This window comes from Sphingomonas faeni (genome assembly GCF_024273235.1).
Lineage (GTDB): Bacteria > Pseudomonadota > Alphaproteobacteria > Sphingomonadales > Sphingomonadaceae > Sphingomonas > Sphingomonas faeni_A.
In genome coordinates this window covers 70,022-91,331 of record NZ_JANBVH010000019.1, presented here as the reverse complement: position 1 = coordinate 91,331, position 21,310 = coordinate 70,022, and the positions used below count along the sequence as shown (strand labels likewise).

20 protein-coding genes, 1 pseudogene and 1 riboswitch are annotated in these 21,310 nt (G+C 63.0%); of the genes and pseudogenes, 6 read left to right on the top strand and 15 right to left on the bottom strand.

What is annotated here, in order from left to right; translation table 11 throughout:
• A protein-coding gene (locus NLI89_RS12205) for an IS3 family transposase (RefSeq protein ID WP_439144508.1) occupies positions 1-1,107 on the bottom strand; the annotation gives its coding sequence in 2 pieces (ribosomal slippage) (positions 1-855 and positions 855-1,107; 1,108 coding nt annotated over the 2 pieces). This gene is flagged as partial in the annotation.
• A 138-nt stretch (positions 1,108-1,245) separates the two neighbouring features.
• A riboswitch (Fluoride riboswitch) is annotated at positions 1,246-1,322 on the top strand.
• 23 nt (positions 1,323-1,345) lie between these two features.
• Here NLI89_RS12205 and NLI89_RS12200 point away from each other — a divergent pair.
• On the top strand, positions 1,346-2,710 hold the full coding sequence (locus tag NLI89_RS12200) for a voltage-gated chloride channel family protein (protein ID WP_254687267.1): 1,365 nt from the start codon (positions 1,346-1,348) through the stop codon (positions 2,708-2,710).
• Positions 2,711-2,720: 10 nt separating this feature from the next.
• Here NLI89_RS12200 and NLI89_RS12195 read toward each other — a convergent pair whose 3' ends face one another.
• From NLI89_RS12195 to NLI89_RS12170, 6 genes are all read right to left on the bottom strand, one after another.
• Positions 2,721-3,197 (bottom strand): hypothetical protein, encoded by a 477-nt coding sequence (locus tag NLI89_RS12195; RefSeq protein ID WP_254687266.1) that lies wholly within the window; start codon positions 3,195-3,197, stop codon positions 2,721-2,723.
• 12 nt (positions 3,198-3,209) lie between these two features.
• Positions 3,210-4,454: a molybdopterin-dependent oxidoreductase gene (locus NLI89_RS12190; protein ID WP_254687265.1), complete on the bottom strand. Its 1,245-nt coding sequence runs from the start codon at positions 4,452-4,454 to the stop codon at positions 3,210-3,212.
• Between the two features lie 106 nt (positions 4,455-4,560).
• On the bottom strand, positions 4,561-5,712 hold the full coding sequence (locus NLI89_RS12185) for a TDT family transporter (RefSeq protein WP_254687264.1): 1,152 nt from the start codon (positions 5,710-5,712) through the stop codon (positions 4,561-4,563).
• Complete coding sequence (locus NLI89_RS12180) at positions 5,709-6,581, bottom strand: LysR family transcriptional regulator (protein ID WP_254687263.1); 873 nt, start codon at positions 6,579-6,581, stop codon at positions 5,709-5,711. Before NLI89_RS12180 ends, NLI89_RS12185 begins: the two co-directional genes overlap by 4 nt.
• Positions 6,582-6,669: 88 nt before the next feature.
• Positions 6,670-7,653, bottom strand: a complete 984-nt coding sequence (locus NLI89_RS12175; RefSeq protein WP_254687262.1) for a malate dehydrogenase — start codon at positions 7,651-7,653, stop codon at positions 6,670-6,672.
• A 46-nt stretch (positions 7,654-7,699) separates the two neighbouring features.
• Positions 7,700-8,869 (bottom strand): YncE family protein, encoded by a 1,170-nt coding sequence (locus NLI89_RS12170; protein WP_254687261.1) that lies wholly within the window; start codon positions 8,867-8,869, stop codon positions 7,700-7,702.
• Between the two features lie 244 nt (positions 8,870-9,113).
• On the opposite strand from NLI89_RS12170, the gene NLI89_RS12165 reads away from it, so the two are divergent.
• From NLI89_RS12165 to NLI89_RS12155, 3 genes are read left to right on the top strand one after another with little or no spacing between them, the layout of a single operon-like run.
• Complete coding sequence (locus tag NLI89_RS12165; protein WP_254687260.1) at positions 9,114-9,593, top strand: hypothetical protein; 480 nt, start codon at positions 9,114-9,116, stop codon at positions 9,591-9,593.
• A 23-nt stretch (positions 9,594-9,616) separates the two neighbouring features.
• Positions 9,617-9,997, top strand: coding sequence for a CopM family metallochaperone (gene copM / locus NLI89_RS12160; RefSeq protein WP_254687259.1), 381 nt, complete (start codon positions 9,617-9,619; stop codon positions 9,995-9,997).
• Complete coding sequence (locus NLI89_RS12155; protein ID WP_254687258.1) at positions 9,994-11,412, top strand: YncE family protein; 1,419 nt, start codon at positions 9,994-9,996, stop codon at positions 11,410-11,412. Before copM ends, NLI89_RS12155 begins: the two co-directional genes overlap by 4 nt.
• Before the next feature lie 507 nt (positions 11,413-11,919).
• Here NLI89_RS12155 and NLI89_RS12150 read toward each other — a convergent pair.
• The 4 genes from NLI89_RS12150 to NLI89_RS12135 all read right to left on the bottom strand — a co-directional run bounded on the left by NLI89_RS12150 (position 11,920) and on the right by NLI89_RS12135 (position 16,676).
• Positions 11,920-12,567 (bottom strand): RES family NAD+ phosphorylase, encoded by a 648-nt coding sequence (locus NLI89_RS12150; RefSeq protein ID WP_159513025.1) that lies wholly within the window; start codon positions 12,565-12,567, stop codon positions 11,920-11,922.
• Positions 12,564-13,322: a hypothetical protein gene (locus NLI89_RS12145; RefSeq protein WP_159513024.1), complete on the bottom strand. Its 759-nt coding sequence runs from the start codon at positions 13,320-13,322 to the stop codon at positions 12,564-12,566. The genes NLI89_RS12150 and NLI89_RS12145 overlap by 4 nt, the downstream gene beginning before the upstream one ends.
• A 454-nt stretch (positions 13,323-13,776) precedes the next feature.
• Positions 13,777-16,152, bottom strand: coding sequence for a hybrid sensor histidine kinase/response regulator (locus NLI89_RS12140; protein WP_151989837.1), 2,376 nt, complete (start codon positions 16,150-16,152; stop codon positions 13,777-13,779).
• Positions 16,153-16,232: 80 nt separating this feature from the next.
• Positions 16,233-16,676 (bottom strand): MerR family transcriptional regulator, encoded by a 444-nt coding sequence (locus NLI89_RS12135; protein ID WP_234422486.1) that lies wholly within the window; start codon positions 16,674-16,676, stop codon positions 16,233-16,235.
• Between the two features lie 69 nt (positions 16,677-16,745).
• Here NLI89_RS12135 and NLI89_RS12130 point away from each other — a divergent pair, with 69 nt between their 5' ends.
• Together NLI89_RS12130 and NLI89_RS12125 are read left to right on the top strand one after the other, a co-directional pair.
• Positions 16,746-17,408, top strand: a complete 663-nt coding sequence (locus NLI89_RS12130; RefSeq protein WP_151989839.1) for a cation transporter — start codon at positions 16,746-16,748, stop codon at positions 17,406-17,408.
• Between the two features lie 338 nt (positions 17,409-17,746).
• Positions 17,747-18,196 (top strand): hypothetical protein, encoded by a 450-nt coding sequence (locus NLI89_RS12125; protein ID WP_199860798.1) that lies wholly within the window; start codon positions 17,747-17,749, stop codon positions 18,194-18,196.
• Here NLI89_RS12125 and NLI89_RS21890 read toward each other — a convergent pair.
• The 4 genes and pseudogenes from NLI89_RS21890 to NLI89_RS12110 all read right to left on the bottom strand — a co-directional run bounded on the left by NLI89_RS21890 (position 18,127) and on the right by NLI89_RS12110 (position 21,308).
• A complete protein-coding gene (locus NLI89_RS21890) occupies positions 18,127-18,273 on the bottom strand; it encodes a YHS domain-containing protein (RefSeq protein WP_225883583.1) in 147 nt (48 codons plus the stop codon). The genes NLI89_RS12125 and NLI89_RS21890 overlap by 70 nt on opposite strands.
• A 347-nt stretch (positions 18,274-18,620) precedes the next feature.
• Positions 18,621-19,619: pseudogene (locus NLI89_RS12120) on the bottom strand (HAD-IC family P-type ATPase); the annotation flags it as partial.
• Between the two features lie 208 nt (positions 19,620-19,827).
• Positions 19,828-20,034: a hypothetical protein gene (locus NLI89_RS12115; protein ID WP_159513023.1), complete on the bottom strand. Its 207-nt coding sequence runs from the start codon at positions 20,032-20,034 to the stop codon at positions 19,828-19,830.
• A 356-nt stretch (positions 20,035-20,390) separates the two neighbouring features.
• Positions 20,391-21,308, bottom strand: coding sequence for an NAD(P)/FAD-dependent oxidoreductase (locus NLI89_RS12110; RefSeq protein ID WP_159513022.1), 918 nt, complete (start codon positions 21,306-21,308; stop codon positions 20,391-20,393).
• Positions 21,309-21,310: the final 2 nt, after the last annotated feature.

Below are 21,310 nucleotides of genomic sequence, written 5' to 3'. Positions count from 1 at the left end.
TATGGTGCCCCTCGGGGCGGTGTTGCACAACCCGCCTGGCAGCATCGGCGGGCGTCAGCCCGCCAACACCGCTATGCGGGCGCACATGGTTGTAGTCGTCGCGCCAGAGCCGCAGCACCGAGCGAGCGTGACCGAGCGACACGAACAGCGTCTCGTTGAGGCATTCGTCACGCAGACGACCGTTGAAGCTCTCGACGTAGCCGTTCTGCTGCGGCTTGCCGGGTGCGATGTAGTGCCACTCGATAGGTCGCTCCTGCGTCCATCTCAGGATCGCCAGGCTGGTCAACTCGGTGCCGTTGTCGCTCACGATCATCAGCGGCGGTACGCCTCTGATGGCGATGATGGCGTCGAGCTCACGAGCGACACGCGCGCCTGACAGCGAGGTGTCGGCCACCAACGCCAGGCACTCGCGCGTGAAATCGTCGACCACCGCCAGGATGCGGATGCGTCGGCCGCTGATCAGCGTGTCGCTGACAAAGTCGAGGCTCCAGCGCTGGTTCGGACCTTGCGGCAGCGCCATGGGCGCTCGGGTGCCCATCGCTCGCTTGCGGCCACGCCGGCGCCTGACCCGCAGGTTCTCCTCGCGGTACAGCCGCAGCAGCTTCTTGTGGTTCATGATCAGCCCCTCGCGGGCCAGCATGATCCCCAGCCGCCGGTAGCCGAAGCGGCGACGCTCCGCCGCGATCTCGCGCAGCCGCGACCGCAGGTCGCCATCATCACCACGCCGGGGCGCGTAGCGCACCGACGTCCTGTCCACGCCGAAGATGGTACACGCCCGACGCTCGCTGATGCCGAACAGCTGCCGAACATGCTCGACAGCCTTCCGCTGAGCGGCGGGCTTCACCAGTTTTTTGCGGCGACTTCCTTCAGCACGGCATTGTCGAGCATGGCGTCGGCCAGCAGCCGTTTGAGCCGGCCGTTCTCCTCCTCAAGCACCTTCAGCTTGCGCGCCTGCGACACGTCCATGCCGCCATACTTCGCCTTCCACGCATAGAGCGTCGCGCTGCTGATCCCATGTTTGCGACACACGTCGGCGGTCTTCATCCCGCCCTCCTGCTCGCGCAGCACCGCGATGATCTGCTCCTCGCTGAACCTGGTCTTCTTCACGTCCGTCTCCTCACGAAGGCGGACTCTAGCTCAAACTGGCAGAGTTTCAGGGGAGCACGTCAAGACGCTGCCGACTGCCCGGTCCGAGCATTTGCCCGACCAACATGCCCATTGACGGTTGGGGCAAACGTCTCATAGATCGACTTTGGCAATGGATTTCTGCCGGGCAATTTGGCCGAACCGCTCTGATAAGAGCTGATGATTCCTACTTGGCGCCTTCAGGCAGCAAGGAGGAATTGTGCGCGCTACCTTTCGCAATCTCGTCGGCACGCTGAACGTCGCGGCATTCATGCGCGATCGTCACGACCATGCGATCTCTGTCCTGCGCTGGGCGCTGATCTTGCTGCCCATGGCGGCACTCGTCGGGACGCTATGTGCGGCGTTCCTGCTGAGTCTCGATACCGTTACGCGACTGCGGTTTGCGTCGCCTTGGCTGCTCTATCTGCTGCCGGTGGGCGGGTTCGTTGTCGGATTACTGTACCATCTCATCGGGCGCTCGGTGGAGGGCGGCAACAACCTGATCGTGGAGCAGATCCACGAGCCTGGTGGCGGGGTGCCTCTGCGGATGGCGCCGCTCATCTTCTTCGGCACAGTGGTGACGCATCTTTTCGGTGGCTCGGCCGGACGTGAGGGCACCGCCGTCCAATTGGGCGGAAGCCTTGCCAGCGGTTTCGGCCGCGCGCTCCGCCTCGATGCGGGCGGCACGCGCATCCTGTTGATGACGGGTATCGCAGCCGGGTTCGGCGCGGTCTTCGGCACGCCGATCGCAGGCGCGGTCTTCGCGCTCGAAGTGCTGGCGATCGGCCGCGTCGAATACTCCGCGCTAGTGCCTTGCCTCGTTGCGGCGCTGGTCGGAGATTGGACGTGCCTCGCCTGGGGTATCCATCACGGTGTCTACCCGATCGGCGCGTCGATACCGGTCGATGCGCTGCTCGTGACGAAGGCAGGTGTTGCGGGGATCATATTCGGACTGGTTGGTCTGGCCTTCGCCGAAGCCAACCACCTGGTCGGGGGATGGCTCAAGCGGATTGTTCCCTATGGTCCGCTACGTCCAGTGATCGGCGGGGTCTTCGTTATCGCGCTCGTCTTCTTGTTCGGCACGCGCGACTATCTGGGCCTGGGTGTCCTGGCAGCGAGGCCCGACAGCCTTACCATCGCCAGCTTCTTCGGACCGGACACGCATCCGTGGAGTTGGGCGATCAAGCTCCTGTTTACCGTCGTTACGCTCGGCGCGGGTTTCAAAGGCGGTGAAGTCACGCCGTTGTTCTTCATCGGCGCAGCGCTCGGTAACGCGCTGGCGCCTTTCTTGGGCGTGCCGACGGGCCTGTTCGCCGCGATCGGCTTTGTCGCGGTCTTTGCCGGGGCCGCCAATACCCCGCTCGCCTGCACCTTCATGGGAATCGAACTGTTCGGCGCCGGCTATGCGGTGCCGATCGCCGTCGCCTGTTTCGTGGCCTATCTCTGCTCGGGCCACAACGGCATCTACCTGTCGCAGCGCGTTGCGATACCCAAGGTGCCCGCGAACGGCCTTGCCCCCAATGCAACACTGCGCGAGACACGTACACGCTGCACAGCACTTCGCGCGCAGAACCGCGTGCCGTGAGTTGATGGGCCTAGCCTGATCCCCCCGATACGTCGGGCGCAGCCTTCGGATCGGGGTCCTGTGCCTTGCCCTTCGCGGCGCCCGGCTGCTTTGTGCTCATGGCGGTCAGATAGGCAACGATCGCCGGCACATCGGCTGCGGCGACGGGCGCCTTGTAGACCTCCCGCATCTTGGTGACCTCCGCGGTCCACTGGTCGGCGGAGAGTGGTGGCTGGTTGAGCGCCATGCTCGCCGAATGACACGACGTGCAGTTGGCATTGATGACGTCGGCATGCGGGCCGGCGGGATATTGACCTTCGTCGGTCGGGAGATCGATCGAGGTGGACGCCAGTGAGAAACCGCGGGCCGAGACGCTAGGCGGTGGTGGCGCGGTCGGGGCGGCAGGCGTCGGGGCGACACGGCTGTTCGGGGAACCGATCGCAAGCAGCAGAACGACGGTCGCGCCGACGAACCCGAACGACAGCGTGCCGATGGAAGGCGTTTTCACAGGCGTTGCTCCTCAGCCGACGACGATGTTGGTGGTTTCGATGTTGCCGCGCATGAAACCGCCCGGGTTCCAGATCGGCATCATCGGCTGCGCGAGGCCGGCGGTGTTCCAGCAGCGCGACATCAGCCTGGTCGGGCCCGCATGGGTGAGCGGAACCTGCGCATCCCAGCGGCGGAAACTGTATTTGCCGTGATCGGGGCCGAGCGTCGTCTTGTACCAGGTCTTGCCGTTGTCGGTCGACACATCGACCTTGGCGACGCCGCAATCGCCCCCCATCGCAATGCCGCCCAGCGGGATCGAGCGGTCGAACGCGATCGCCTGCCCTTCGTCGAGGCTCGTGACCCAACTGCGCGGGATCATCTTGTTGATCGGAACGGCCGGGAAATCCTTCTGGCCCGGCCGCACGTTCGCGCCTGGAGTGTCAGGGATTTTGTAAGCCTTGGCCATCCAGTAACCGTCGTCGGGTGCGGCGAGCACCTCGATGTCGTTCAGCATCTTGACCCAATAGGTCGAATACCAGCCGGGTACGATCAGCCGGACCGGGAAGCCATTGAGGAGCGGCATCTGCTCGCCGTTCATTCCGAACGCCAGCATCACTTCGCCGTCGCGTGCGTGGTCGATCGACAGCGACTTGGCGAAATCCGGTGCGCCCGTGACCACCGGCTGGTCGAGCGCACCGAACCGTACCGCGACCGCGCCCGGCTTCACGCCGGCGATGTCGAGCACGTCGCGTAAGCGAACGCCGAGCCATTTGGCGTTGCCCATCGCCCCGTGACGCCACTGCGCGCCCGCGACGGGCGGCTGGAACAGCGCACGCGAATTACCCGAGCATTGGTTGATCGCCGCCAGCTCGACGCGCGGCAGCTTCAGCAGTTGCGCGAGCGAGATCGACAGCGGCCGCGTGACCGCGCCGTGCACCTTGATCCGGAATGCCTCGACATCGATCGCGGTCGGGATGTCGGCCCAGTGCCAGCGGACGAAGAACTGGTCGTTCGGCGTGAAGACGTCGCCATTGAACACGCTCATCGGCGTTTCCAGCAGCGGCGGGTGGATCCGCTGGAGGATCATGCTGCCCTTGCCGGGGAACGCACTGGTCATCGGCCGTTCCGATGGGCCACCCGGCAGATGCAGGTCGACCATGCTCTGCGCCAGCGCGGGTGCGGCGATCAGCGCGCCGCTGCCGATCGCGGCCTCTGCAAGAAAGCGACGGCGGTTCGTCGCCTGCGCCAGTTTCGTATCCAGGCTGTCCACCAGCATTCTCCCGTTATCTCATGATCTGTATGCGCGACCTGTCCGCCGGTCTGCCCGGTACGGGTCGATCAGATGCGCCGGTTCGATCCGGCAGGACGATCAGTTCGGCCCTTTAATTGGCTTGGGCGATGCAGGGCGACACGAACAGGTTGCCGCGCCAGCCACCTGCGACCGTCTTGGCCCCGACCAGTAGCCACATCGCTGCGAGCGCCACCGTGAGGACGGTGCCGACGATCCCGAAAAAGCCGAGCTGGAGCGTCGTGCCGAGCTTGAAGGTGGCGACCGTGTAGACGCCGAGCGGGAAGGTGTAGCCCCACCAGCCGAGGTTGAACGGGATACCCGCGCGCCAGTAGCGGATCGTGATCAGCGTCGCGAGCGCCAGCCACCACAGGCCGAAGCCCCAGAGCAACAGCCCGGCGATCGTGCCGATTCCTTGCGCCACTGCGCCGATCGAGCCAAGCCCGTTGGCGGCGAGGATCGCGGGCGCGTCGCTACCGAGCACCAGCATCCCGAGCGCGCCGGTGCCGATCGGACCGAGCGCGAGCCAGCTCGAGGCGGCCATGCTCTCGTGCGGCAGCTTGTGGAGCGCCATCCGCAGGATCAGGATCGCGAGAATGCCGAACGCGACCGGCACCGAATAGGCCCACAGGACATAGGAGGTCGCCAGCACCACGAACTGATGATGGGCGTCCGCCAGATGCGGTGCGAGCAGGCCTCCGCTCGCGCCTGCGACCTCGGCTGCGACCACCGGCAGCAGCCAGACTGCGGTCATCGCATCGAGACTGTGCTGGTGCCGTGTGAACATCAGATACGGGATCGCTACACCGCAGGCGAGCGACATCGCGACGTCGATCCACCACAATGTCTCGGCGATCGGGATCACGCCGGCGCCGAACCGCGGCAGGCCGAACGCCAGGAACCCGTTGATGATCGTCGCGAGGCCCATCGGGATCGTACCGATGAACATCGATACGGTGTTGTGCCCGAAGATCCGCCGCGCCTCGTGCCCGAAAATCGTCCAGCGCGCGGTGTAGAGCCCGGCGAACAGCGTGAAGAGCGCGATGTTGAAATACCACAACACCTCGCCGACCGGGTGCAGCGACGTGCCTACGCCCGGCACCTGCGGCAGGGCGAGCGCCAGGATACCGGTGCCCATGGTCGCGGCGAACCAGTTGGGGGTGAACTGCCGGATCATCTCGCGCGGTGAGTCGAGCCGGCTGAGCGGCTTCAGGCCATCAAGAACGGGTTTCAGATCGGCGGTCACTTGCCAGTCTCCTTGATGAGATCGGTCAGCGCGTCGGCCGCCCGGGTACGATAGCGCTCTTTATGCCGCAGCGCGTAGAACGGACGCCGCGGCAGACCGAGCGGCAGATCGTGCAACGTTCCGGCCGCGATTGCAGGTGCGACGACATGCTGCGACAGGACCGCGACGCCTGCGCCGGCCTCGACCGCGCTACGCACCGCCTCGTTCGACGGCAGGGTCAGCGCGGTGGTGAGGTCCGACGGATCGACGCCGCGCTGGCGCAACACCTCCTCGAACGACGAGCGCGTGCCCGATCCCTGCTCGCGGACGATCCAGCGCGCGGCGCGGATCCAGTCCTCGTCAATCGTGTCGGCAGCGCGGTTGCTAACCAGCACCATGCGGTCGTTCGCGACCGTCCAATGCGCGAGCGCGGGCTCGTCGATCACACCCTCGACGAAGCCGAGCTCGACCGCACCGTCGAGCACGCGCGCCGCGGCCCCTTCCGTGTTGTCGATCGCCAGTTCGATTGAGATCGCGGGGTAGCGCGCATGGAACGCGGCCAGCTGGCGGGGCAGCCAATAGCCCGCGATCGTCTGGCTTGCGACTAGCCGCAGAGTGCCGCGCTCCAGTCCTGCATATTCGGCCAGTGCAAGTTCCGCGCTGGCGGCACGGCCAAGCACTGCGCGTGCGTCGACCAGGAACATGCGGCCCGCTTCGGACAGTTCGATCCCGCGGCCGACCCGGTGGAATAGCGGCACGCCGTGGCGGGCTTCCAGCGCGGCGATGGCAGCGCTTGCGGCCGACTGCGTCACATTGAGCGCTTCGGCAGCGCGCGTCATGTGCTCGCGCTCCGCGACACCGACGAAAATCCTGAGTTGTTCGAGGGTCATGCCCGATCTCCTTGCCCTAATGATAGGGAAAGGAGATCAATCGCACCAACCAAAGATTATGGTCGTTCCAATCAGGTATGCCGATTGGTCATTTCAGAATATCGATGACCGCCTCACGTTCATCGACCAGTTCGGCAATCGTGCGATCGAGCATCGTTCGCTGGAATGGATCGAGGGTTAGCCCCTCGATACGCGCATAGCCACCGCGCTCGCAGTGCACCGGCACGCCGCACACCAGCCCTTGCGGGATACCGTAGGAGCCATCTGACACCACGCCCATCGACACCCAATTATCGCCTGCCCCGTGCACCCAGTCGCGCAGATGGTCGATCGCTGCATTTGCGGCCGACGCGGCCGAGGACGCACCCCGTGCTTCGATGATCGCGGTTCCGCGCTGCGCAACGGTGGGGATCAACGCTTCGCGGTACCAAGGCTCGTCTCCGATACGGTCGGCGAGCTTTTGGCCGTCGAGTTCGGCATTCCCCCAGTCGGCAAACATCGTCGGCGAATGGTTTCCCCAGACGACGAGCTTTGTAATCGCATCGACACCGACACCCGCCTTGGCGGCAAGCTGTCCCTGCGCGCGGTTGTGATCAAGGCGGATCATCGACGTGATGTTTTCGGCAGGGAAACCCGGTGCGCTTTGCGCAAGGATCCAGGCATTTGTATTGGCGGGATTGCCGACGACCAGGATCTTGGCGTCGCGTTTGGCCACTGCGTCCAGCGCTACGCCCTGCGTCTTGAAGATCGCTGCGTTGGCAGCGAGCAAATCACGGCGCTCCATGCCCTTTGAGCGGGGACGAGACCCGACTAGCATGGCCGCATCGATGTCCTTGAAAGCCACCATCGGATCATCAGTAATGATCACATCTGCCAGCAGCGGAAACGCGCAATCCTCCAGTTCCATGACCACTCCGCGTACTGCGTCCAGCGCCTGCGGCACGTCGAGCAGTTGAAGGATAACGGGCTGCTCCGGTCCGAACACGTCACCCTGCGCGACCCGGAAGAGCAGCGAATAGCAAATTTGTCCTGCGGCACCGCTGATCGCGATCCTGACGGGGGGCTTGGTCATTTTGGAAAGGGCTTTCGTTGGAAGATTACAGACGGTGTGAGACTGATCAACGCGCCGCCAGGGCAAGCGCCGCATCGCGCCCGGATGGCACCAGATTGGCGCGACCTTTTCCTGATCTTACGGCACCAGGAACGTAGATCAGGCTTTGCGCATCCGTACTGATCGGGATCGTCGACACGGTGGTGTACGTCAGCGTGTCGATCCCAGCGACCTTGTTGGTTCCGGCCAGGCTGGCATAGATCCTCGTACCATCGCCCGACGGCCAAACCGCACTCGGAGCCGCTTGTAGCGGGACGGTTGCCACAGCCTCCAGGCTGTCGGTTCTATAGACCTTGATTGCAGGTTGATCGCCGCCAACGCTGACATAGGCAAAGGAATCGTCTGCGCGCTGGGCGAAGTTGACCGCGCCCGTTGCTGGACCAGTGTTTATCACTTCGCGTACCGCAAACGGCGGTTTGGCAGCAAAGACCGTGGTCGTGCCGCTCTCGCGGCGTGTTGCCCAGATCTGTTTGCCATCTGGCGAGACCGCGATTGCTCCCGCACCTGCACCGTTGCTGGCAACGTGTCCGACGACGCGCCGATGCTCGACGTCGACAACCAGGATGGACGGCCTTTCAGTAAGCGATACAAAGGCATAGCGTCCGTTTGGCGACAGGATGGTCGCGCCCGCTCCGCCACTTGCTGGTACGCGGGTGATCTCCCGCGCGGTCTTAGGATCCACGACCGCGATGGCATGTTCATCGCCGAGCGAAACCCAGAGTTCGTGCCCATTGGGCGTAAACGCGACGGCAGTAGGCGACGTCTGGAACACGGTCCGGCCTCGTTCCGTGTTCGTGGCCAGATCTACGAGCGTCACACTGTGCTGCGCTAATGCCGATACCGCCAGGGTCCGCCCGTCACGCGTTGCAGCCAGGTGCTGGACTTTGAGGCTGGAAAAGCTGGGCTCAGCTATCGCGCTTTTGGCGAGGTCGATCCGTCCCAGTTCGTTGCCCGCTGCAGGATCGATGACAACGATCTTCGTCGATGTAGGGTCAGACACATAGATCCGGTCATGATGGCTGAGGTCGATATCAGCCTTCGACCACGGTGCCTGAACCGCCTTGATATCGTAGGCAAAGTCGTCCGCCGCAGGTGCAGCCCAATAGGCCTGAGCGATTGCCGGGACTGGCGCTACGGAGGCCAACATCGCGGCAACCAGAACGATCGCAGCTTTCATCGTTTGATCCTTATCACGGACCCGGCGGGTGATCGTGCCGATCCGATGCCGCTAGATCGACCGATATGTCCCTCGCGTCCAACGCATGGTCGCGATGATTTCAATACGAAAACGCGATCATAGGTCTGCAACCGTTCTTGTTAAATGATTGGAATGACCGTGGTTATGCGTTGGACCGACCGCCCCGCCGCAATCATCTATCCTGTCACGCTCGGCATTCATCGAGACGCGCGGAGACTTCCTCATGGCAACACAGCCGATCTACGATCTCGCTACCGAGACACTCGTTGCAGCTAAGCCTGTACGTCGACATCTCGCAATCGTGCCGGATGCAGGCAATTATGACGAGCTGGAAAGGACGGCTCCAGGCATCGCATCGCGCGGCGTCCATCCTGCCACGTTGGGCTTGCTCGTCGGCGTGTATGCAGCAATGTTGCTGACTTTCTGGACCTTCTTCGCACGTGATGCAGCTACGGCGCTCGTCCTGACGGTCGTGTCGGTCTTCATGATCCTGTATTTCGGTCTGATTGCTGGCGGCATCGTACTCAGCGATACTCCCGCCCCCGGCGAACCCCTCCGTTCGTTCTCGGAGTTCATCAAGGGCCCGGTCGATATCCTGACGGGCACGATCACAGGGCGCGAAGCGGCTATACAGATGCTCTTTCTCCCGGCCTGCATGGCCGTGCTAGCAACGATTATCGGCATCATCGCTCGCGTGTCGTAAACAGGAAAACTAGGGACAGGACGATGAGATCACGCACGACCTTGCTGATGGCGATAGGCTTGTCCGTATCGACCGCTGCTATCGCGCATACGGACGGCTTCGCGTCCGCGATGGATGCGGCGATGACGCGGATGCACGGCGCGATGATGACCGGCTATTCAAACGATCCCGATCGCGACTTCGCAAGGATGATGATCCCGCATCATCAAGGCGCGATCGACATGGCTGAGATCGAGCTGCGTTACGGCAAGGACGAACGCCTGCGCCGGCTTGCGCAAGGGATCATCGTCGAACAGCGTCAGGAAATCGCGGTGATGCAGGGCATCATATCCGAAGGCGGCGCGTTGCCACGTCACACCGAACCGACCGCGACTGGTCACCCCCATCACGGAGACCGTCCATGAAGCGTTTCACCCTAACCGCCTGCGCCGCCTTGTGCTTTTCAGGCCCTGCGTTTGCCCAGCAAGTGCCCAATGCGACCCCCGACATCCCTGTCAGCGCGCAGGACCGGTTCTACACGTCGGACCAGTTCTCCAACACCGTGTCGGTGATCGACCCGTCAACCAATACGCTGCTCGGCGTCATCAAGCTCGGCGACCAGACCCCCGCCAACCTTAGCCCGCTCTACAAGGGGCAGCTGCTTGTCCACGGCATGGGCTTCTCGCCCGATCGTAAGACGCTGGCGGCGATCTCGATCGGTTCGAACTCGGTGACGTTCATCGATACCGCGACCAATGCCGTGAAGCACACGACCTATGTCGGGCGCTCGCCGCATGAGGCGTTTTTCCGCCCCGACGGTCGCGAAGTCTGGGTCGCGGTGCGCGGCGAGGATTATATCCAGGTGCTCGACGGCAAGACCTTCGCGCCGACCACGCGCATCCCCGTCCCCAACGGCCCCGGCATGACGATTTTCTCGCCGAACGGAAAATACGGTTACGTCTGTTCGAGCTTCACACCAGAGACCGTGGTGATCGACACCGCCTCGAAGAAGATCGTCGGTCGCGTCAAGCAGGCGAGCCCGTTCTGCCCCGACATCGCCGCGACGCCCGACGGCAAGCAGGTCTGGTTGACGCTGAAGGACGTCGGCAAGGTCATGGTGTTCGATGCCAAGCCACCGTTCGCGATCCTGAAGACGTTCGACACCGGCGCGATCACCAACCACGTCAACATCGCCCGCACTAAGACCGGCCAGTTCGCCTATGTGACGGTCGGCACCGAGAACGTCGTCAAGGTATTCCGCACCACCGACTTCGTGCAGGTCGCAAGCATTCCGGTCGGCGCGCTGCCGCACGGCTTGTGGCCGTCGGGCGACGGCACGCGGATGTATGTCGGGCTGGAGAACGCCGACGCTGTTGCGGCGATCGACACCGCCAGCAACACCGTCATCGCGACGATTCCGATCGGTCAGGGGCCGCAAGGCGTGGCCTATGTTCCTGGCGCGGTGCCAGTAGGCGAAGGCCGTGCAAACCTGATACCGCTCGCACAGGCCGGCATGAAGATCCAGCTGACCCTCGCCGGGACTGGCCGCAGCCAGGTCACGTTGTTCGATCAGGGCCAGGTCCAGATCCTGCAGGCGGCGGTTGCGGGCCTCAGCCCAAAGATGCCCTATGTCCTTGGGCTATCTTCCCGCGCTGATGGTGGCGGCGTGATCCAGCCTCTGGCAAAGTTCATGACCAATCCGGCGGGCGGCGCGCTCGTCAACACGCTCGGACCGCTCCGCCAGATCGTCAGCGACGCGAAGGGCGACATGCGCCGGTACCTCGTCATTGCGTCAGGCGACCCGATGATGCCGGGCGCTGTCGTTCAGGTGCAGAAATGAGGGTTCAGGTGAACCCTGCGATCTCCTGTCCGTATCCAGTATCTTGGTCATGACGCCGGTATAGGTTGCCGCAGCGTCTTGAGACTGTCGGAAAACACATGATAGGCGACGCAGAGCACCGCAAATTCTGGAGAATTGCGGCGTGGGGCGGTGGCGCACGTGCTCTAGGTTCGCACTATTGTGCGAGATACCCTGTCGGATTGAGAAAGTGCGCGACAACCTCGGAGGCGGGGTTTTTCGTCAGGGGAGCCGCGGCTGTTATTTTGGCGTGAGATCGACGCCCCGCGGAGTCACTACCGTGCAGGCTGGCTCGATGCCGAGCAAATCTCGGAAGCCCCGCGAATGGCCGATTCATCCGAAACCCGACATTCCCGGCCGATTGCCCGAACGACTGCTTCGTCCCAGGTCTCGCCATTCCGGCAGCGATGCGCGACGATCCGCAAAGCTGAATGAACGTCGGAAGTTGGGGAGGCCAATAGGCGCCAGGAATGGCGGGAATTGGGTCGATCATACGATCAGCGATACGCCCGATCGATCCGCCAGTGCCTTGAACCGCGCGGCAAGGCTTGGGTCGGCATCAACCCGGACGGCGCTGACTACGCTGAGCGCTCCGGGCGGCACGCGATCGCCGAAGAACATCACCGCCAGCGACGAGGGATAGGCGCGAGACTCCCAGACCATCCCGTGCGTGGCGGCGTCCTTGCGGTGCAGCGCCGCGGACCAGCGCCGCGTATCCGAGAACTCGCTCGCGGGTGTGTCGATCAACTGATTGCGAGCAATGCCGAGTTTCATCAGGTCCGGCGCGAGGAAAGAGCGCAGCGCCAGCGGGCTGGCGACCCGCAGCACCGAGCAGCGCACATCCGCGAGCTTGCTAAGCGGAAACGTCTTGAAGGACTGAGCAGGATCGAGATCATGGAAGATCGTCTCGTAGACCGCGGCCTCAAATCCATCCGCGGCATAGGCGGTCGGCACGCGTTTGCGCACGGGGCCGATCGGCGCGAATCGCGAGGAGCCAAAGCCCGGATTGAACGCATCGCCGGCAAGCTTTTCGGCGTGAATGCGCCAGAGAACGGCGCCTACGGGCAGATCGGTGACGTGGGTCGCAAAGGCGGTCGGCGGTTTGGGGACAATGCCGGTCGGCGCCAGCGCTGTCACCCGCCGATCTCGTCGCTCTCATGCGCCGCGGCGTCGAGGACGGCCGCTTCATCGTCGAGGAGTTCCCTCGGAGCGGGTCCACCCAGCCACGAGTTGGTCGACACGAACCAGAAGGCGGTTTGCCATGGTGACCGGCTCGTCGGCAGGACCTCCAAAATCCTCTTGATGAGGGGAAGCGGCTTGCCGTCGGCGTCGAACTGGAAGGTCGGGAAGCGGTCCTGTCCCTGGTAGGGGACCGCGAAGACGCGGCGCTGCGCTTTCCAGCGCGCGGCGGTCTGGTGGCGGTTCTTGGCTTCATGCCCGGCGCGCGCCGCGACCTCGGCCGAGGTCAGCGTCTCGACCTCGTGCATGAAGCGCTGGCGGATGGCGGTGTTGTCAGCCGCGACTGCGGTATGGAACTCGGCCATCGGATCATGGGTATCGGCCAGGACGTCGAGGAGCTGCTCGATCTTGCGCTCGAGATGCCGCGCGCGGACATCCGGCAACAGCTTGTCGACGATTGCGTAGAGTGCCTGTCGATCCGGGTCGGCTGCGATGCCCGTGGCGGTCAGCTGCTCGATCGCGTGATCGACGGCGGTTCGATACTGTTCGGAGAAGCCCTCAACAGTAGGCGCTATATATAAGGTGTCGCTGGCGGCTTCGGAACGCGGAGCCCCGCGCCGCTTGGCCGGCTTGGCGCGCGCGGTCTCGACCAGGCTGGCGAACACCAGATTGGCGAAGGCGCTCGGATCGACAGCGGTGGCGAGGGTCGCCATGGACAGCTCCTGTGGTTAGTCTCGCTAACATATAACCGAACTAACCAAAATTGCCACCCCACGGAGGCAATGGCGCTTAGTCATGCTAACACATAAGCGATCTAACCACGCACGCCACTGCCGATGTTTATTCCAGTAACTGCCCTTCCTGGAAAAAAGAATGCGGCCGGGCAGGGAGGGTTTCGTCGGTTCTCCTGACATGTTGAAACCTTCGCCCGGGCGACACCCAGCGGCGATTTCCGTCCGAAGCATCGAGCGGTCGAACGGAGCAGGAGGTCGTCGGCGTGGCGCGGCATGAGTGGGCGTGACCGATAGCTCCTCAGTTTCCGAACGCATCTCTACCCGATTAATGATAGGTTTTGAGACATACTTTTGAGACAAGCTCTGGCTTCCAATGCGGCCCGAGAAATCTTTGGTTTGACCGCTGCCGCATGAGAGCGTCGACCGAACTCCGTCATGAGGTGCCACCGACGTTCATCATCTCCGCGACCTTGGCCGCGAGCCCTTGCATCGTGAAGGGCTTGGTCAGCAGCTCCATACCGGGTTCGAGGTGGCCGTTGCCGACCGCAGCGTTCTCCGCATAGCCAGTGATGAAAAGCACCTTCAGGTCGGGGCGGAGAGAGCGTGCGGCGTCCGCGACCTGGCGCCCGTTCATGCCGTTCGGCAAGCCGACATCGGTGATCAGCAGTTCGATCTTCGCGCCCGATTGCAGCACCTTGATGCCCGATGCACCATCTGCCGCGCCGATCACGGTGTAGCCCCGCTCGTCGAGCACCTCGTCGATGAGATGCCGGATCGTGGCTTCGTCGTCGACCACCAGGATCGTCTGACCGCTGGCCGTTGCGGCGGTAGCGATCGCCTCCTCCTCCTCGCCCAGCAGGGCATCGCCGGCATAGCGGGGGAGATAGATGCAGATCGTGGTCCCATGCCCCAGCTCTGAGTAGATTCTTACCTGGCCACCCGACTGACGAGCGAAGCCGTAGATCATCGACAGCCCGAGCCCGGTCCCCTTTCCGATCGGCTTGGTCGTGTAGAAGGGCTCGAAGGCGCGCTCGATTGTCGCTGGCGACATGCCCGTGCCGCTATCCGTGACGCAGATCGACAGATATTGCCCTGCCGACAGGTCGCGCGCACGGGCCGCCCGGTCGTCGAGCCACTTGTTCGCGGTCTCGATCGTGATCCGACCGCCATCGGGCATGGCATCGCGCGCGTTGATGCATAGGTTGAGAATCGCGCTCTCGAGCTGCGTCGCGTCGATCATGGCGGGCCACAACCCCGCCGCTCCCACAACCTCGATATCCGTGGTCGGCCCCACCGTTCTGCGCAGCAGGTCCTCGACCCCGGCGATGAGACGGTTGACGTCGGTTGGCCTTGGATCGAGCGTCTGCCGCCGTGAGAAGGCGAGCAGACGCTGAGTCAGGGAAGCTGCGCGCCGCCCAGCTCCCTGCGCTGCGTGAATGAAGCGCTCGGCATCGTCGAGCTTGCCTCGCTCCAGACGCATCTGGAGCAGTTCCAGATTGCCCATCATGCCCGTCAGGAGGTTGTTGAAGTCATGCGCCAGCCCTCCGGTGAGCTGGCCGACCGCCTCCATCTTCTGCGCCTGGCGTAGCTGATCTTCGAGTTGCCGCTGCCCGGTCATATCGACACCGACGCCGGTTCGCCGGACAGGCTTGCCGCTCTCGTCGAAGTAGGTGTGTCCACGCGACAGCACCCAGTGGATCGACCCGTCGGGGTGAACCAGACGATACTCAAGTTCCAGATCGCCTGATCGTTGCAGCCCGCCATCCATCGTTTTCTGCAGCGACGAGCGGTCCTGCGAATGGACGTTGGCCAGAAACTCTTCGCGCGGCAGGCCCGCTGCGGCCCGCTCCGGATCGAGCGCGTACAGGGCCGAGATCGCCGCGTCGCAGAAGAAGCAGTCGGACGCGACATCGTAGGTCCACACGCCGACGCCACCAACGGCTGAGAGGGCGAGGCGCGCAAAGTCCTGCTCGTCGTGCAGCCTTGCCTCCATCTCCCGCTCAGCGGTGACATCGCGACCCGTTGCATAGGCGATGCCGCCGGCCGGAGCGGCAACCCATGAGATAGTACGGGTCGAGCCATCCTTGTGACGGTAGCGGTTCTCGATCCGTGGCTGATTGCCGGCTGCAGCCGTTTCATAGGCGTCGACCGTCTTGCCGTGATCGTCCGGAACGACGAACTCGTTGACGTGATGCCCGACGAGTTCGTCAGGCGCATAGCCGAGGACCGTGGTCCAGGCTGGATTTACACGCTGGAAGACCCCGTCGAAGTCTATGACCACGAGAAGATCGGGCGATGCTTCCCAAAGGCGGTCGCGCTCGGCCGTGCGTTCGGCGATTTGCTGCTCGAGAGTTTGGTTGAACTGGCGCAATTTCGCTTCGCTCTCGCGCATTGCAGCCTCAGCCTCACGCCGAGCGCTGATGTCGCTTGCTGCCCCGAACCACTCGATGATCTCGCCATCTGCGCTCAGTAGCGGAACGGCACGGGACAGCGTCCAGCCGACGGTCCCATCCGCACGCACAACGCGATGTTCGAGATCGAATATCTTCTTGAGCCGGATCGCTTCATCGATGGCGGCGGTTACCGCCGGCTGATCGCTTTCGGGAATATAGGCCAGCAACCAGGAACGGTTCGGGTTGGATGACGGGGTGCTGGGCAGGAAACCGCCCCCATCCAGTTCCTTCATCTCGCCCCAATCCGGACTCATCCGGTACAGGACGTCTGTACTCGCTTCGGTCAGAAGCCGGAGCCGGGCTTCGCTTTCGAGTAGGCGCTGTTCGACGCTAACAGCGCTAGTGGTTTGATCCATTATATCACTCTTAACACGCTGATCTTCTTTTGGTCTCTAGCACTGCCCATTGCGGCACCAAACGCAATCAGGGCCTTCCATCAGTTCGGGCCGTGGGCTCGGCTCTGTGTGAAAGGCATGTCCACGGTCGGACCCAAGGCTTCGATAATCCTGCAGTCGGCCACGGTGTTTCGGCTGCAGGAGTCGATCAACGCGTCCAGTTCGCCCGCGAGGGCCGTCAGATCAGCAATTTTCCGCGTAATCGCATCCCGATGCCGATGGGCGATCACGTCCACGGCCATGCAGGACTGTTCGCGACGACCGGCGAGCCCCATCAGCTCCCGGACCTGATCGATCGAGAAGCCGAGATCGCGCGCTCGACGGATGAAGGACAATCGCCGCAGATGCTCGCCCTCGTACGTCCGGTAATTACCGGCCGACCGGGCTGGTGCCGGCAGCAAGCCGATCTGTTCGTAATAGCGGATCGTCTCGACCTTGGTGCCTGTCGCCGAAGCCAGCTTACCGATCGTCAGTTTCTCAGACACAGCCCTTGACCCTCTACCGACTAGAGGGTGCATATAGGCTGCTAGATCGATTCTACCGAGGTGGCAAAGATGGCCTGCACGAGCTGCGCGTCCGACAAGGCGGGCACCCTGAACGACCCAAAGTGGCGGCGCGCCTTGTGGATCGCGCTCGCCATCAACGGCGGCATGTTTGGGGTCGAAATCGTCGCTGGGATTACGGGCGGATCGAAAGCGCTTCAAGCCGACGCGCTCGACTTTTTCGGTGACGCCGCCAATTACGCGATCAGCTTGGGCGTCGCCGGGATGGCGATAGCTTGGCGCGCGCGGGCAGCGATGCTGAAGGGAGCGACGCTTGCCCTGCTCGGTCTTTATGTCTTGCTCGCGGCGGGCTGGGGCGCCTTCCACGGCACTGTACCCCATGCCGAGGTCATGGGCATCATTGGGGTCGCGGCGCTTATTGCAAACCTGCTGGTCGCAGTCATGCTGTACCGCTTTCGCAGCGGTGACGCGAACATGCGCTCGGTTTGGATCTGCTCGCGCAACGACGCGATCGGCAATATCGCCGTGGTGCTGGCTGCAGGCGGCGTCTTTGGTCTGAACAGCGCCTGGCCTGATCTTGTGGTGGCGACATTGATGGCGGTGCTCGGTCTGTCGGGCGGCTTCCAGATCATGCGACAGGCGCGTGCCGAACTGCGATCTGGTCTCACGCCTGCCCCCTCCGCTTACAGGCAGCCGTTGGAACGGGTTGGGTAAGCTTCTCCGGTAAAAAGCCGAATAAAGGGCTACCGACTTTGCCGTGTATTTTCGCCTTACACTCGTTCAGTCTGTTGAACTTGGGCCCGTCTCAGGCGGAACCAGGGCGTGAGATGCGTCGGTTCCACCATCGCTTGCCCGCTCGCGAATAGCTCTAGAACAGTTAGTAGGGACCTGTCGCTACCGAGGCGATCCTCGCAAAAACGTTCGATAGATGAACGCTCAGGTGCGGCGCGCGGCTGTCGCTCCTGCCGAAGAAATGCCGTCGCAATCTACCTCGGCGGGGAGGGCCTCGCCGAGGTAGCATTTCAGTTCGAGCCAGAATCGCTCTTGTCACGATGGCCGTCTGGATCGACATCGCCCGGAGTATGGCCAGGGTGATCGTGGTGCTCGCCTGGCACGTCCCGCTGGCCACTAGTATCCCGGTCGCCGTGTTCGTCGAGATCGCCGGGCACGTGGCCCGGGTGATCGTGGTGCTCTCCTGGCACCTCTTGCTGCCCGCTCGTGTCGCGGTGACCGTGGGGGTCGAGATCACCAGGCGTATGTCCGGGATGGTCGTGATGCGAGCCAAGCTTCTCTTCGGGCATTTGCGCTCTCCTTTATTATGGATTGTTCTAACGCGCTCGGAGGGGGTTAGTGTCCCGCTCGCGCCGTCGGCGACATATGATCGGGAGCCATGTTTAATGAAGGGCTGCCTTGATCGTGCGGCATCTCTCCCTCATCGATACCGGTCTGGCTCTGCTTCAAACCTTTGTTGGCATGCCGATGAGCAGAAAAAGAGCCGCTGATCCTCGCTATCGACGTAGTGTCTCGTCATGTGAGGGTCGATGGTTGCGCCGCAGACCGGATCTACCACGTCGTTCATACCAACCGTCGCGCCACCTCCATGATGGTGGTGGCCGTGATAGCCGTAATGTCCCCCCGAGCCGGCAGCGGAGCTGCTCATCTTCTGATCGTCCCCATCGTCCATTGTTGCTTCCCATTTAAAGTATGCATTCGACCGCTGAACCCAATTCACGCTTCTATCGTTCCCATGTATCGGCCGCCGTTCTTCTCAGGGAAGCCGGGGGTGATTGCGGGAAAAGGGTTCTATTCAGCGCGGCTAAGATCTTTGTCGACACCAATGATTTAGCGGTCGCAGCGGTGAAGATAGAGGGCGCACGTCACGCCGGCGGCTCTGCCGCCGACGAGCGATGCATTGTGCGATCGGCGTCATGCTGCTTGTACAGCGGGATCGCGATAGGCGAGCAGGCGCAGCGCATTAAACACGACCAGCAGCGTCGAGCCTTCATGCATCGCGACGGCCGGGCCGATCCCAAGGCCGAGGATCGTCGCGGGCACGAGTAACGCTACGACGCCGAGGCTGACGAACACGTTCTGCTGGATGATGCCGCGGGTATGGCGGCTCAAGCCGACGGCGAACGGAAGATGGGCGAGATCGTCGGCCATCAGTGCAACGTCGGCGGTTTCCAGCGTGACATCTGATCCGGCAGCGCCCATCGCGATGCCGACTGTCGCACTCGCCATCGCCGGCGGATCGTTTACGCCGTCGCCGACCATCGCCACCTTGTTTTCGCCAGCGAGTGTCTTGATCGCCGCGACCTTGTCCTCCAGCATCAGATCGCCCCAGGCCTCGTCGAGCTCAACCTCCTGGCGACGACATCGGCAACCTTTTGATGATCGCCCGAAATCATAATTATCCGAGTGATACCCATGTCGCGCAGACTCTTAAGCGCAACCTTGGCTGCCTCGCGAGGCATATCAATCAGGCCGATCGCGCCGATGTCCCGGTCACCCTTGCGCACCCATTGTGGTACGTCCGCTCTCGCGAAGGGCGGCGATCGCTTCGGTCGTAGCGGTGTGTAGTGCGGGGACACCCTCAACGGCGAACATCTCGGCCTTGCCGATCCAAACCGTTTCACGGTCGACAGTTGCGGTGACGCCGCGCCCTGTCAGGATCTTAAGATCCGTAGCGCTCGTAAGGTCGCGCCCACGTAGGCGCTCGCCTCCATCCTTGACGATCGTCTGCGTCAGCGGATGATCGCTCAAGGCTTCAACCGCTACGGCGAGTGCCAACAGATCCTCCGCACTCGCGCCGTCGACGGCCATCGTGTCGGTGATGCACGATCGCCCTTCCGTCAGCGTCCCCGTCTTGTCGAACGCAAACGCCTTCAGCGAGCCGAGGTTTTCCCTCGGCGCGCCGCCTTTCAGCCTGTAGCACACCCGGCACTCGGCACTCGGCACAGCGCTTCGCCGACAGTGCGGGCGCGCCGTTCATGGCTTATACCCTCAACCTGCCAAGTCGTATGGTCATATCGCCAGCTAATCGCAGCGCCCACAGTGAGGTGGTCCCATATTTCGGGCAGCAAGCTACCCTTCTTGGCCGAGCCAGCGCGCCCGCGACACCCCCTCCGCAAATTTAGTGAAACCAATCAATTTCACCTGCTACTTTCCGGAGAATACCAATGACCAAGTTCAAGCTCATCAGCGCCACTTTCGCCCTCACGCTCTCGACCGGCGCTTTCGCGGCGTGGCGAACTGCTGCGCCGACATGGCGGGCTGCAAGGACGGCGCTGACTGCTGCGATCATGGGGACAAGGCCAAGGGCGGCGATCACGTCGGCCACGCCATGCCGAACATGAAGTAACAAGGTTGCCGGGGGGCGGGGGGCCGCTCCCCGGCATTTAATTCTCGCCAGTCGAGCTAGGGTCCGGCCGCTGCATTCGCGGTCCCCGTTTTACCCCCTCGCGCCACGGGCGCATAGTCGAGGGCAGAGAAAGGCGCAGCGTTGCCGCTCGCCCACGGATCGCATCCTGCGTCCGCCCCATGTCGCGCGCGATCTGGCCAACACTCTGGCGTGCGTCGATCCGCTTGCGCAGTTCGACGTCGGTCTCGTCCGACCAACGCTGGCCATAGTTATGGGTCAAATCCCGGGATTCCATTGCGGGTAAGGCTGATAATCTTCCTTCAGCTGATCTTCGTTCAGCGGGTATGGCCATCGCGCTTGCGAAGGTCATTATGCAAAGTTGTCGCGGCGATAGCTGCATGGCCCATGGCGACGCTTATCTGATCCAGCGATATGACGATGTCGCCGGCAGCGTAAACGCCCGAAACGCTGGTGCGCTGTTTGGTGTCGACCACAATACAGCGCTCGTCGCTGAGCTTGGCCCCGAGCTGCCGCGCAAGGGCGTTATTGCTATCCGAACCGAGCGCTGGGTAGATCGTGTCAAACTGCAATTGTGTCTCATCGGCCAGACGCAGCGTTACGTGTTCTTCAGCAAAATCGATTTGGTCGAGCGCACTTGGCGCTACCGCAATACCTGCCGCCTCCAGCGCCCCGCGGTCGCAAGCGTCGAGTTCGAGCGTCTTGTGCGCCACTAGCGTTATTCGATCGGAAAACGTGCGGAGAAACAGCGCCTCAGCGACGCCATGAGTGTCCGCGCCGATGACGCCGATAGCTTGGCCAGTCGCTTCATAACCGTCGCAGATCGGGCAGTAGCGTAGCAGGCCGCGCTCCAGTGCGTCGCGATGGGTCGCAGCGTCGATCGAGGGGCGACGGTTCTCGACTCCCGTTGCGATCAGGATCGATCGCGCGGACAGGGTTATTCCAACTCCGCAAGCGTCGAAGTCATCAGCGTTTTGCGCCACCGTGTCGATGCGGCCGTTCACAATCGTAGCACCGTAGCGCTCGGCCTGTTCGCGCATCCGGTGTAAAAGGTCTTCACCTGCAATCCCGTCCGGAAAACCGGCGTGGTTGTGCGAACGCGGTATCCATTTCACCCGGCTGTTTCCCTCATCGACCACGATAATGCGCCGATGATAGCGTGCGAGGTAGATCGCGGCGGTCAATCCTGCTGGCCCCCCGCCGATGATGAGCGCATCGCATCGATATTCCGTCACGC